The 14,371-nt window shown below is 40.7% G+C and carries 8 protein-coding genes; 1 reads left to right on the forward strand and 7 read right to left on the reverse strand.

What is annotated here, in order from left to right; genetic code table 11:
* The first annotated feature begins 101 nt into the window (after positions 1-101).
* On the forward strand, positions 102-3,128 hold the full coding sequence (locus R2Q84_RS09520; RefSeq protein WP_316816297.1) for a DUF2723 domain-containing protein: 3,027 nt from the start codon (positions 102-104) through the stop codon (positions 3,126-3,128).
* A gap of 236 nt (positions 3,129-3,364) precedes the next feature.
* On the opposite strand, the gene R2Q84_RS09525 is transcribed toward R2Q84_RS09520, so the two are convergent.
* Genes R2Q84_RS09525 through R2Q84_RS09555 form a run of 7 tightly spaced genes read right to left on the reverse strand, consistent with a single transcriptional unit; the run spans position 3,365 to position 14,351 of the window.
* Positions 3,365-4,327 (reverse strand): acetyl-CoA carboxylase carboxyltransferase subunit alpha, encoded by a 963-nt coding sequence (locus tag R2Q84_RS09525; protein ID WP_316816298.1) that lies wholly within the window; start codon positions 4,325-4,327, stop codon positions 3,365-3,367.
* 47 nt (positions 4,328-4,374) lie between these two features.
* Positions 4,375-6,297, reverse strand: coding sequence for an alpha-amylase family glycosyl hydrolase (locus R2Q84_RS09530; protein WP_316816299.1), 1,923 nt, complete (start codon positions 6,295-6,297; stop codon positions 4,375-4,377).
* Positions 6,298-6,314: 17 nt separating this feature from the next.
* Positions 6,315-7,688, reverse strand: a complete 1,374-nt coding sequence (locus R2Q84_RS09535) for an MFS transporter (RefSeq protein WP_316816300.1) — start codon at positions 7,686-7,688, stop codon at positions 6,315-6,317.
* Between the two features lie 9 nt (positions 7,689-7,697).
* Positions 7,698-9,443 (reverse strand): alpha-amylase family protein, encoded by a 1,746-nt coding sequence (locus R2Q84_RS09540; protein WP_316816301.1) that lies wholly within the window; start codon positions 9,441-9,443, stop codon positions 7,698-7,700.
* Positions 9,440-11,755 carry a glycoside hydrolase family 65 protein gene (locus R2Q84_RS09545; RefSeq protein WP_316816302.1) on the reverse strand — a complete coding sequence of 772 codons (2,316 nt, stop codon included), beginning with the start codon at positions 11,753-11,755 and terminating at the stop codon, positions 9,440-9,442. The genes R2Q84_RS09540 and R2Q84_RS09545 overlap by 4 nt, the downstream gene beginning before the upstream one ends.
* A 46-nt stretch (positions 11,756-11,801) precedes the next feature.
* On the reverse strand, positions 11,802-12,485 hold the full coding sequence (gene pgmB / locus R2Q84_RS09550) for a beta-phosphoglucomutase (protein WP_316816303.1): 684 nt from the start codon (positions 12,483-12,485) through the stop codon (positions 11,802-11,804).
* Entirely contained in the window at positions 12,486-14,351 is a 1,866-nt protein-coding gene (locus R2Q84_RS09555) for a glycoside hydrolase family 13 protein (protein ID WP_316816304.1), read from the reverse strand.
* Positions 14,352-14,371: the final 20 nt, after the last annotated feature.

Here is a 14,371-nt window from a genome sequence, read left to right on the forward strand (position 1 = left end):
ATGTTAAACTCATGGCTACATTACGTTAGTGTCAATCTAATTCTTTATTTTCGGCTGCATTTTAATCGCCTATTGGCATACATTAACTATTCAATAAAGAAATGAATTATTCAAAAATTAATAATCTTACTGGCTGGCTTTGCTTTCTTATCGCTACTGTCACGTACATATTAACCCTGGAGCCATCTGTAAGCTTCTGGGATTGTGGTGAATTTATTGCCTCTGCATATAAAATGCAGGTTGTACACCAGCCAGGTGCTCCATTATTTTTAATGATTCAGCGTTTCTTCTCACTGTTCGCTTTTGGTGATACGGATAAGATCGCCTACTTTATGAATGTTGGTTCTGCTATTGCCAGTGCTGCAACAATTTTGTTCTTGTTCTGGACGATCACCGCTTTAGCGAAAAAAGTCCTGATCAAAGAAAACGAAGAAGTTTCTAAAGGTAACCTGATCGCCATTATGGGTGCCGGTGCAGTGGGTGCTTTGGCTTATACGTTCTCAGATAGTTTCTGGTTCTCAGCAGTGGAGTCGGAAGTGTATGCCTTGTCTTCTTTATTTACAGCAATCGTTTTCTGGGCTATTTTAAAATGGGAAGCTCATGCTAACGAGCAGGGCGCCGACAGATGGTTACTTTTCATCGCTTATATTATGGGTTTATCAATAGGTATCCACTTATTGAACTTATTAACCATTCCAGCAATTGCGTTTGTATATTATTTTAAAAAAGCAGAGAAACCTAGTTCTGCAGGCATGATTAAAGCCGGCATTATTGGCATACTTATCCTTGCCGTTATACAATATGGTATTATACAATACCTGGTTTCATTCGGTGCATACTTCGACTTATTCTTTGTGAACACCTTAGGAATGGGTTTTGGTTCAGGAGTAATCTTCTTTGCCATCCTGGTGATCGCCGGTTTGGTTTGGGGTATCCGTTATTCAATTCAACACCAGAAAAGAGTTTTAAACCTTGCTTTACTTTCAACTGTCCTCATCATATTTGGTTATTGCTCATTTGCGATGATTATCATCCGCGCTAAAGCTGATCCAAACCTCAACAATAGTGACCCCGATAATGCATTCTCATTCCTTAGCTACCTGAACAGGGAGCAGTATGGAGACAGGCCCTTATTGTTTGGTCCTAACTATAATTCACAAAAAGTTAACCTTACGCAAGGTAAAACGCTGTACAGAAAAGGTGATGAGAAGTATGAAGTAGCCGGAAAAAAGACCGACTATGAGTACGACAGAACAACGCCGTTCCCTAGGATGTATAGTGATGATGCACGACATGTAGGTTATTATAAAGACATGATGGGCTTTAGTGATGATCATTTCCCAGGCTTGTTCGATAATATTGGTTTCCTTTTCAAATATCAGATTGGTCAGATGTACATGCGTTATTTCATGTGGAATTTCGTAGGTCGCCAAAATGACGATCAGGGACAGGGAAGTTTATACGAAGGTCAGTGGTTAAGTGGTGTTAAACCCATTGATGCGATGATGCTTGGTGATCAGAAAAATCTGCCTCCATCCATTGTAGATAGTAACGCTTATAACCGTTTCTTCTTCCTACCACTTATTCTTGGTTTATTGGGTGCCATCTGGCATTTCAAACGCAATCAGAAAGATGCTGGTATTGTAGCTTTATTATTCTTTTTTACTGGTCTCGCCATTGTACTTTACCTGAACCAGAAACCGATGGAACCAAGGGAAAGGGACTATGCTTACGCAGGCTCTTTCTATGCTTTTGCCATTTGGATCGGTCTTGGTGTATTGGCTATCCGTGAATGGCTGGTTAAAAAGCTTACGCCGGTTAATGGCGCAATATTGGCTACCGCAACAGGTTTATTAGCTGCTCCGGTTATAATGGCTGCCCAGGGATGGGATGACCACGACAGATCAAGCAAAATGGTTGCGCATGACATTGCAGTCGACTACCTTCAATCCTGTGCTCCTAATGCCATACTATTTACTTATGGAGATAATGACACTTACCCATTGTGGTATGCACAGGAAGTTGAGAATATCAGACCCGACATTAAACTGGTTAACTTAAGTTTATTTGATACCGATTGGTACATCAATGGCTTGAAACGCGTAACTAACGAATCCGCAGCATTGCCTATATCCATGAAACCTTCTCAATATGTGCAGGGTGTTAGAGATGTAATGTACTATCAGGATTATAAAATTGCTGGTTCTGTAGAGTTAAGCAACATCCTCGCAATTCTTTTATCAGAAGATCCGGAAGATAAATTACCATTACAAGATGGTAGCAGAGAAAATTTTATCCCTACCAAAAACTTTAAGCTTACCGTAAATAAAGCTGATGTACTTAAAAATGGTGTGGTAAGTGTTGCTGATTCAAGTAAAATTGCACCTGCACTGGAGTGGACATTCAATAAGGGCTATGTAACTAAAGGTACACTGGCATTCTTCGATATCCTGGTACACAACAACTGGGAAAGACCAATTTACTTTGCCAGTACTGTGCCTTCTGATCAATACAATGGTTTAGACAACTATTTATATAATGAAGGTTTAGCTTTACGCCTAATGCCTTTAAAAGCGGATACTTCAGCAAATAAGCCTGAACTCATTAACACACCTGTTCTTTACAAAAACGTAATGGATAAGTTTGTTTGGGGTAATATTAAAAATGCGAAATATCTTGATCCTCAGTCGGCAGATGACATTTCCATCTTCACCAATATTTTTAACAACACCATCTCTGGATTAATGAGAGAGAATAAAGCGGAAGATGCTAAAAAAGTAGTAAACCGTTATTTTGAAGTAATGCCTGAGCGTTTTTATGGCATGCGTTCTATGATGGGCACATACTTTATGGCAGAGAATCTATATTTGTTAGGTGATGTTAAAAGAGCGAATGCACTGATTGAAAAGTCGGCCGCTTATATTCAAAAGGAACTAACTTACCTGGCCGATGTTTCTGCAAGCAAACGTAGGTTTATTGGTGGACAAAATGTTCAACTGGGATTATCATTCCTGAACCAAATGTCGAAGACTGCAGCGCAGCATCAGCAGACAAAATTGAGTGAGAGCTTGAACAACCAGTTTCAAGGTTTGGAAGCAAGATTTTCACAATACTTCAGCCAGCAATAACTGATAAATGCCGGTCTTGGGCCGGCATAGCTACAAAATAAAAGGCCTGCAATTCTAAATTGCAGGCCTTTCTTATATAATTTTAACGCTCTTAGTAACTTTATACACTTACCGCTTATAGTTTTTGTACCTCGCTATAAGTCGGTAGAAGCGAGTTTTCTGCGAACCGGCCTAGCCCCTTATTCAAGCTTCTTCAGCGAAGAATCAATGCAGCCGGAGAGCAGAATGTGAGCTTATTACTCATTGACAACCCCCATTGCACAGAATTTGTCAATTCTGGCGGCAATCATCTTTTCTGTTTTTTCTTTCTTAAGCACTTTAAGATCTGCTACAATCTGAGTTTTGATGGTTTCTGCCATCAGTTCAGGATTTTGGTGTGCACCTCCCAGAGGCTCTTTAATAATCCCATCGATAAGTTTATTGTTAAACATATCATCAGAGGTTAGCTTTAAGCATTCTGCGGCTCGCTCTTTATAATCCCAGCTGCGCCATAAAATAGATGAGCAGGATTCAGGAGAGATTACAGAATACCAGGTATGCTCCAGCATATATACTTTATCGCCGATACCGATACCCAATGCACCACCTGAGGCACCTTCGCCTACAACAATACAAATGATTGGAACTTTCAGTACTGACATTTCCAGTAAATTACGTGCAATGGCTTCACCCTGACCACGCTCTTCAGCCTCAAGACCAGGATAAGCACCCATGGTATCAATAAAAGAGATTACCGGCTTATTGAACTTCTCGGCCAAACGCATTAAGCGCAAAGCTTTACGGTAACCTTCAGGATTAGCCATACCAAAGTTACGGTATTGTCTTTCCTTCGTGTTTTTACCTTTCTGATGTCCAATAATCATTACGGTTTCGCCATTTATTGTTGCAAAACCACCAATAATTGCCTTATCGTCCTTAACTGTTCTATCGCCATGCATCTCGATGAAATCATCACAGATCATGCTGATATAGTCTAATGTCTGTGGCCTTTCAGCATGACGGGACATCTGGACTTTTTGCCAACCTGTAAGATTGCTATATAATGTTTGCTGGGTAGCATCCAGCTTTGCTTCAAGCTCTGTTAAGGTAGCAGACATATCTACTTTGGTTTTTTCGGCAACTTGTTTAACCTTTTCAATTTGCTGTTCTAACTCAGCAATAGGCTTTTCAAAATCAAATGATGTTTTTATCTGTTCCATAATCGGGCTGTAAAAATAGACATTTTATTTTAAAAACCTTATTTATTTCATCCGCCATTAAGTGCCGTCCTGCTGTAGATATGGTATTCGCCCGGAGCAAGGGTTTTGGTATAGCTGGCACTATTTAGCGTTATTGTTCCTCCACTAAACACATCATGCCATAATCCTGAAGCACCAAAATCAATACTTGCATCTTTGCTCGTTACATCAAAATTACCTACCACTATCACCGTACTTGCTCCTTCTGTTAGTTTGATATATTTTATTCCTCCAGCCAGACTATATGTTGCATTAGTAGCATTAAATATATTGTTCTTCTTTTTCAGGTTGATGAATTTCGCATAGGCATCGTATAAAGCTTTGCGTTCTGCCTGTTGAAAATACTCCCAGTGAATGGGCTTATTCCCTGTCCTGCCATTAAAGTTTATGCTGATATCGTAGCCCAGTTCTTCGAACTGCCACATCATTTTTGGCCCTGGTATTGCAAAAAGGAAAGCCGCAGCCATCTCTTCTCTTTTCAAAGCTACAGCAAGGTTCTTAATATTATAAGTAACGGTTGCATTTGCAAAATTAAGGTTTTTGTACATGGTACGCTCTTCATCATGACTTTCAATAAAATTGATCAGGTTTTCGGATTTTGCAAAGCCATGTCTCGCAGAAAATGCCCAGGAGAAGTCTGAGTTCGGTAGCCAGCCCATCATACCCTCGTTCATATTTACATTTAAACCATTCCAAAGCATCATCCCATCATCGGCCAGTACTTTTTCTTCTGAGGCATCGGCAAAATGCTCCAGTATGACATAAAAATTATTGGCGTCAATGCTTTTAATATAGTTGTTGTAGTCTTTCCATATGGCCACTCTGCTGGCATCATAAGCACTAAAGGAAGCGTCATCGGTTGATACTTTTTGCGTAAAGCCTTTAGACAGATCGAAACGGAAACCGTCAATTTTATATTCCTGCATCCAAAACTTCATTACATTCTTGGCAAATGTTTTTGTAGCTGCACTTTCGTGGTTAAGATCATACCCAACATTGTAAGGATGGGTATCAGATCTGGTGTTGAACCATGGACTAATGGCCAATGGTTTACCCGAAGGCTGATCGAAATAAAGCTGCACCATAGGCGACTGGCCAAAAGAATGGTTCAGCACCATATCCAAAATAACTGCTACCCCTTTACCATGACACTCATCAATAAAGTTCTGAAGTGCGACTTTTGTTCCATAATATTTATCCGGGGCAAAATAGAATGAAGGATTGTAGCCCCAGCTTAAGTTTCCTTCAAACTCATTTACTGGCATCAATTCGATGGCATTAACACCCAAACCTACCAGGTAGTCTAATTTTTGAAGGGTTGACGCATAATTGTGTTCGTTTGTAAAATCCCTTACCAGCAACTCATAGATAACCAGGTTGTTTTTTGCAGGTCTTGTAAAGCCTGCCGTATTTTTCCAGCTATAGGTGGGCTGGTTGGCCTGCATTACACTTACAATTCCAGTAGTTTTACCTTTCGGATAAGCCTTTAGTGAAGGATAAGTTACTTGATCAATATGAACATCATTAGGTTCATCCAGTATCTTTTCGCTATACGGATCGGCCACTTTTAGTGTTTCATCAACCAGGAATTGATAAGCATATTCGGTATTGGGGTTCAGGTTATCTATCTGTACCCACCAGATGTTTCCATCGGTTGTATTTCTCATGGGTGCAGCTTTCCAATCGTTAAACTCCCCAATTAAAGCGACGGTTTTCTTATAGGGTGCGTATAGGGTGACAATGGCCGATGTGCCATTATTGATAAATACAACCCCGTCCTTTGCTGCTGTTGGTAAAACCGGATCTGGCGTAACAGGTGGATTAGGTGTTACAGGAACCACCGGAGCTGTTGGCTCTGGGGTAACCTTCCCTTTTTTGCATGCGGTGGCCAATACCGATAAAATCAGTACCACCAGGTAAATCCTTTTCATTAGTTTATGGTTTAATTTTATTGATCTCTTCCTTCAATAGCAAGTTTATCCGCTAAAGCCTGATCTGTCTTACGCGGCTCTCTTATAAAAACGTAACAAATAATTGCGGCAATAATCATCAGGCCTCCACCCAGCTGTACAGCCAAAAGCCTGTCGTTATGCAGCACTTCCCGCATTAACCAGCCAAAACCCAGTGAGGCAATAATTTCGGGCAACACAATAAAAAAGTTAAATATGCCCATGTAAATTCCCACTTTATCTTTTGGCAAAGAACCACTCAACATGGCGTAAGGCATAGATAAAATACTGGCCCATGCTATTCCCACTCCAGTCATACATAAATAAAGCATATTCTTATCCTGTACCCAGGCTACACTGATTAATCCTAAAGCGCCACATAATAAACACAATGCATGTGTAGTTTTACGGCCCAGTTTGTCGGCGATTTTAGGCAGGACCAATGCAAACAAAAAAGTAATCACACTATAATATGCCAGTGTTAAACTCCCGAAATCGGCACCATGGGCATACACCGGATCACTCGCATCTTTGCCTCCAAATACATTTACAGCAACTGCTGTGGTATAATAGAACCACATTAAGAACAAGCCTGGCCAGGTAAAAAACTGAACCAAAGAAATAATCTGCATTCTTTTGGGCATATTTAATAGGGAATGCCAGATTTCTCTTGCTCCTGCACCAAAGCCTTTGTTGCTTTCTAATACCTTTTCTTTAAAGTCGACATCGGCAGGTGGATATTCTTTAGTGGTAAAAACTGTATATAATACGGCCCCCAGGAAAAAGAAAGCTCCTATATAGAAAGAGAATTTTACATTTTCGGGGATATTACCCTGACTGGCTGTATTACTCAAATGGAAAACATTATTCATTAACCAGGGCAGGGCCGACGCGATACTTCCTCCAAGTCCGATCATCATACTTTGCATGATAAAGCCTCTGTTGACTTGCGAATCGGGCAATTTATCAGTTACGAATGCTCTGAAAGGTTCCATCGCCACATTACCTGCCACATCTAAAATCCATAGCAAACCTGCAGCCATCCACAGCGCGCTGCTATGTGGCATAAATATCAATGCAATAGAACTTACGATAGCGCCAATCATAAAATAGGGTCTTCTTCTACCCCATTTTGGGTGCCATGTACGATCGCTCATATAGCCTATTATTGGCTGGACCAGCAATCCGGTTAAGGGAGCTGCTAAAAACAATAAAGGGACCTGGTCAGGATTTGCACCCAGGTTTTCATATATACGTCCCATATTGGCCCGTTGTAAATCCCAGCCGAACTGAATGCCGAAAAAGCCGACACTCATATTAATGATCTGGACTAAACTTAGCTTTGGGTTTTCGGTTAATGTTTTTAAGCTCATCTATTTGGTTTAAAATTCTATAATCTGTGCAGAAACAGGTAATACGGTTATAGGAATATTGACTCCTTCGGAAATATCCAGCTTTTTACCGGTCAGCAAATCCGTAACAGGTACCGGAGCTTTTATATTCAAGATTTCTTCCGGAAGCACTATATTCGCAGCTAAGACATCTGTACGGTCGAAATTCACAATGATCAGCAAACGTTGTTTTGCTGTATATCGGATATAACCGTACATCCTGTTGTTCATATTGCCCAGGGGTATTTCATACATCTGTCCATTCTTAATGGCATCAGATGTAGCAACAATCCCCATCAGTTTTTTATAGTAATTGCGCAGCTCCAGCTGTTCTTTACTTAGCAAGGCCCCATCAAATGCCCCCTCATTCATCCATTTTTGATGTTCAGGAACGCCCCAATAATCAAATATACTGGTGCGGTTATCATCGCCACCAAAGCCTTCTATGCCTTTACCTGGTTCACCTACTTCCTGACCGAAGTACAACATGACAGGGCCGGCAGACAGGGTAGCGGAAACAACCATTGCCGGCAGCGCGTAGAAAGGATTACCGGCAAACCCGGTTGAAGCGATTCGCTCTTCATCGTGGTTTTCAAGGAAACGCAGCATGCGGTCGCCGAAGCCAGCGGTTTCGACCTGCCAAACCCTTGAAATCTCCTTAACATCTGCATTCGGTTCATTTCGGATAAGTCTTTTTAGTCCATCATACAAACCTACCTTATCATATAAATAATCAAAATGGCCTTTATTTAGATAGGTAGCATAAACGGCAGCATTGTAAGCTTCACCGATGAATATGATGGAAGGATATTTGGCCTTTACATTAGGAATCACCCATTCCCAAAATTCCACAGGCACCATTTCAGCCATATCGCAACGGAAACCATCGACACCTTTTGCAGCCCAATAAAGTAAAATATCACGCATTTTTAACCAAACCGGTGGTTTGGGATCAAAATACTTTTTCTCTCCGTTCAGATAATCCACACCATAGTTCAGCTTCACCGTTTCGTACCAGTCATTTTGCGAGGGTGCTTTAGAGAAAACATTGTTACCTGTAGCCTTGGCCGGCATTTCATCAAATTTCAGGTCTTTTAATTCGAACAGCGGATCGTTCTTATCCAGTTGTCCGGGTACTACAAAATGTTCACCTGGAATGTAATAAAAGTCATTGCTTACACTAAAAGCTTTTGTGAGATCGTCTTTTACACCAAAGTCTTCCACTCCTTTAGGTTTCATACGGGAATGATAATGACGGGCTACATGGTTGGGTACAAAATCAATGATCACCTTCATTCCCATTTGATGCGTGCGGGCAACTAAGGACTCAAATTCTTTCATTCTGTCTCGTACATCAACTGCCAGATCTGGATCTACATCATAATAATCCCTGATTGCATAGGGCGAACCTGCCCTGCCTTTAACCACATCAGCATCATCAGCTTTAATGTCAAAGGCACTATAATCGGTCATACTTGCATGAGCAATCACGCCGGTATACCAGACATGAGTAACCCTCAGTTCCTTAATACCTTCCAATGCTTTTACATTGATGTCATTAAACTTACCACTTCCATTCTGTTCAATGGTGCCATAAGTAACATTGGCGGTCTGTTTGTTTCCGAACAACCTCGGTAACAACTGGTAAATTACAGGTTTGTTTTGCGCCTGGCTAACAGCCGGGTCTGCAACAATAGTCAGTACAATCAAAATAAGGATTCTTAGGAGCGTCGTCATACCAATTGTTCGTTGTAAGTAATCACCTTTTCTCCGTTAGGAACTGTATAAGGTTGATTAAATATACTGATTTCCAATGCTTGATCTGCATTATTTACAATCTTGATTTGTGATGCCGTAATATGTACGTTTAACTGAGCACCTCTAAAACCAATGTTAAAGGAGAATGAATTCCATGCTTTTGGTAAAAAAGGTCTAAAGTTTAACTGTCCGTTGCGCACACGCATTCCGGCAAATCCTTCTACAATACTCATCCATGTGCCTGCCATTGAAGTAATGTGTAGCCCATCTTCTGTATCGTTGTTGTAATCATCCAGATCTAAACGTGCCGTACGCAGGTAAAATTCATACGCTTTCTCTTCATCACTTAATTTAGCAGCCAAAATACTATGAACACATGGTGATAAAGAGCTTTCATGGACAGTCCTGCTTTCGTAGAAGTTGTAATTCCGTTTTAAAGTTTCCTGATCAAATTCATCTTCAAAGAAATACATTCCCTGTAAAACATCTGCTTGTTTGATGTAGCAGGAACGTAATATCCTGTCCCAGCTCCATTTCTGGTTCAAAGGGCGCTCAGTGGCTGGTAGGTCTTTAACCAATATTTGCTCCTTATCCATAAAGCCATCCTGCTGAAGGAAAACCTGTTCTTTCTCATCGTAAGGATAGTACATCTGATCGGCCACAGCTGTCCAGTCAGAAAACTCCTGTTCTTCTTTGAAATTTGTCTTTTCTAAAATTGCCTTATATTTTTCCGGATCCTGTGTTTTAACAACTGCCGCCGCCTCAATCGTATATCTTAAACACCATGCGGCAAGCTTGTTCGTATACCAATTGTTATTGATATTGTTTTCATATTCGTTAGGGCCTGTTACGCCAAGCATGACATATTTTTGTTTGTCGACACTCCAGTTTACGCGCTGTTTCCAAAAACGTGCAATACCTATAAGTACCTCCAGTCCATATTGTGCCAGGTAATTTTCTTTACCTGTATACCTGATGTAGTTGAAAATAGCAAAAGCTATAGCTCCGTTTCTATGGATCTCTTCAAAAGTAATCTCCCATTCGTTATGACATTCCTCGCCATTCATGGTTACCATTGGATACAAGGCTGCACCATTGTTAAAGCCTAACTTTTTAGCATTTTCAATCGCTTTATCCAATTGTTTATAACGATAAACCAACAGGTTTTCTGCCACCTCCTGAGGGGCTGTTGATAAGTAGAAAGGAATACAATAAGCTTCAGTATCCCAATAGGTAGAACCTCCGTACTTTTCGCCCGTGAAACCTTTGGGACCAATGTTTAAACGGGCATCTTTACCTGTATAGGTTTGGTTGAGCTGGAATATATTGAAGCGAATGGCTTGCTGGGCTTTAACATCGCCTTCTATAACCATATCGCTTTCCTGCCATTTGGCAGCCCAGGCATCAATTTGTGCTTTAAGTAACTGATCAAAACCTTTTGCAACTGCCCTTTCCATCTTTGCTTTAGCGGCAGCAAGTAGTTCTTCTTTACTATAATTTTGTGAAGAGAGGTTTGCCGCAACTTTATAGATATCAACAGCAGTGCCTTGTTTCAAATATATAGCAGCAGTCTGACCAACATATTTTTCTTTAGAAACAGGCTTTAAATTTTGTGTCTCACTATTATACACTATAGTCGTATGGCTGGCCGTACAAACATCAAACTCTGTCTTTTTGGTACGCAACACCAGGTAATCGGTATCATTTACCTGCTCTTGTTTTACTTCGTTCCAGAATTTCTCATCATAGTTGGCATCCTGATTTTTTACATCACCATCAACAAATGAAGTGATCGCAATACTGCCTTCAAAATTAACCGCTGTGATTTTGTAACGTAAAGCTGCCAGCTCATCTTCAGCAATGCTACAAAAACGGATGGCTTCAACCTGAACAATTTTACCACTATTTAGTTCAGCAGTAAAAGTACGGCTCAATGTTCCCTGCTGCATATCCAACACTCGTTTAAATGCTGTGACTTTACAGGTAAAAAGATCCAGTACCTCACTTTCAATACTGATATCGATACCAATCCAGTTGGCTGCATTCAATACTTTGGCAAAATATTCCGGGTAGCCATTTTTCCACCACCCTACACGGGTTTTGTCTGGATAGTATACACCGGCCACGTAATTACCCTGCAGGGTTTCTCCAGAATAGGATTCTTCAAAATTAGCACGCTGGCCCATACGTCCATTACCAATACTGAACAAACTTTCTGACACTTTATTTAAATGAGGATCAAAACCTTCCTCAATAATATTCCACTCGTCTGCTTTTATGTAATTCTTCATCGTTATACTACTCTGGTACACTTTACGGTTAAACCTTCAGCGTACATTATCCTTTTTCTATTTCCTGATTTTTCAAATCCGAGAGTTCGGTTATTGTTATTTCTGAGAGGTCTTTTATCACCAGTTTTGCACCGGGTAAATTTTCGGGTTCGCCAATACCTACCACATGCATTCCGGCAGCAATAGCTGCCTGTACGCCTGCCAGCGCATCTTCAAAAACGATACAGTCTTTGTTTGCTGCACCTAGAAGTTCAGCAGCTTTCAAAAACACTTCCGGATCGGGCTTGGAGGTGGTTACTGCATTACCATCTACAATAGCATCAAAAAAATGAGTAAGGCCTGTCCGTTCTAATATCAGCGAAGAGTTTTTACTGGCTGAGCCCAGCGCGATTTTTATACCCTGAGCTTTCAAATCCTGTAATAAGGCTAAAGAACCCGGCAATACTTCCTCAGTAGTCATTTTACTGATCATCGCTACATACCATGAGTTTTTAAGCGAGGCCAGTTCTTCTTTTTCCGTTTCCGTTACTTCTACTCCACCCCAATTGAGGATCATGTCTAACGAACGCATGCGGTTTACCCCTTTTAGCTGTTCATTTTGCAAATGCGTAAAATCAAAACCCAGTGAGTTTGCCAGTTGTTTCCATGCCTGATAATGGTACACAGCGGTATCTACCAGGACACCATCCAGGTCAAATATGCAGGCCATTTGTTTTGTTGTATTGTTCATTTAATTCAGTTCAAGTACCAATGTTGTTTTTGCGGGTACTGCAATTGTTTTAAGTGTATCTAATTTTTCACCATTGATGATATTGGTTGCAGATGATGAATATCCAATACGTTCAGCAAATCTTGAAGTTTCCAGGCTTTTTGCTGTCTCTTCTGCATTTACAATAACCATTACCGTTTTACCTGCGTTACTTCCTGTAGTACCTTCAGGCTGATATCTGAAATAAGTATAAATACCATTTTCAGGAACAAACTGCATCAGTTTACCTGTTTGTAGGGCAGGATTGTTTTTACGATAATTGGCTAGCGTTCTCACAAAATTGAAGGCTTCGTTTTCTTTTTCCGTACGTCCTGCCGCTGTAAACTTATCTGTTTTATCCGTTGCCCAGCCACCAGGGAAATCAGAACGTACCAGGCCATCGGGGTTAGAATAATTCTTCATCAGGATCTCCGTACCATAGTACAATTGTGGGATGCCCCTCATGGTTAACAACAAAGCCATCCCTGACTTATACTTGTCTATGTCTTCATTTACCATGGAATAAAAACGGCTCATATCGTGGTTATCCATAAATATGACGTTACGTTCGGCATCCTGATAAAGGAAATCCTGTGCCACGGTAGAATATAATCTAAAAACGCCATCGGTCCAGCCCGACTTACCATTCAATGCTTCGTAAATTGCATTTTTTAGTACGGCATCTGTTATACCCGGCAGTTCGGTATCAAAACCACGATTTACGGTGTTACCACCTGTAAAAAATGCCTGCGCTGCAGCAGTATGCACCAGGGTTTCTCCAAAAATGGAGAGTGTTGGAAATTCCGCTTTAATTTTTTGTATCCAGTCTTTCATATAATCCGGATCGTTGTAAGGATAAGTATCCAGCCTTAATCCATCAATACCTGCATATTCTATCCACCATATATGATTTTGGGTGATGTAGTTTTGTACAAATGGGTTTCTCTGGTTAAAATCCGGCATACTTGGCACAAACCATCCGTCCAGCATTTTCTTTTTATCCGCTTTAGAAGTATATGGATCCATTACAGGCTCATCGCGATAACTGGTTTGCGTATAAGCCGGCCATTGATTTACCCAGTCTTTCATTGGCATATCATTGTATAACCAATGCCCGGTACCCATATGGTTGTGCACTATATCTTTGACAATCTTTAAGCCTTTTTCATGCGCTTTATCGACATAGCTCTTATAAAGAGCCAATGTGCCATAGCGTGGATCTATTTTGTAATGATCGGTAGCTGCATAGCCATGGTAAGAAACCAACGGCATATCGTTTTCTATTTCCGGAGTCATCCAGATGGCAGTTACACCAAGATCTTTCAGGTAATCCAATTTGTTGATCAATCCCTGAATATCTCCACCATGACGGTAGTACATGGAGTCACGATTTAACTTGGTTTCGCGCATTCCTTTTACCACATCATTTTTAAGATCGCCATTTGCAAAGCGATCTGGCATCAGCAAATAGATCAGATCTTTATTACTTACGCCTTGTATCCTTAACGGTCCAGTTTCCCTGGTTTTAAGTTCATAGCTATATTGCAGTTTTCTTTTCCCTGCCTGCAAGAATTCAATTGGGAATTTCCCTGCTTTGGCATCCGCAGCAATTTCAAGATCAAGGAAAAGGTAATTTGGGTTCTCCACCTTATTTACCTTTAGTAGCTTAACGCCGGGATAATTTAAGTTAACATCAAGTTTGGCGATGTCTGTTCCGTGTACCAGTAACTGTAATTTAGGATTGTTCATCCCTACCCACCAAAACATGGGTTCTACACGTTCCAGTTTCTGGGCATTTACCAGGCCAGTTAACAGGGTAAAAAATAATGCAATAAATAGTTTTCTCATATTAAACGGGGGTTAGGCGT

The organism is Pedobacter nyackensis (genome assembly GCF_032678475.1).
GTDB classification, from domain to species: Bacteria; Bacteroidota; Bacteroidia; order Sphingobacteriales; family Sphingobacteriaceae; genus Pedobacter; species Pedobacter nyackensis_A.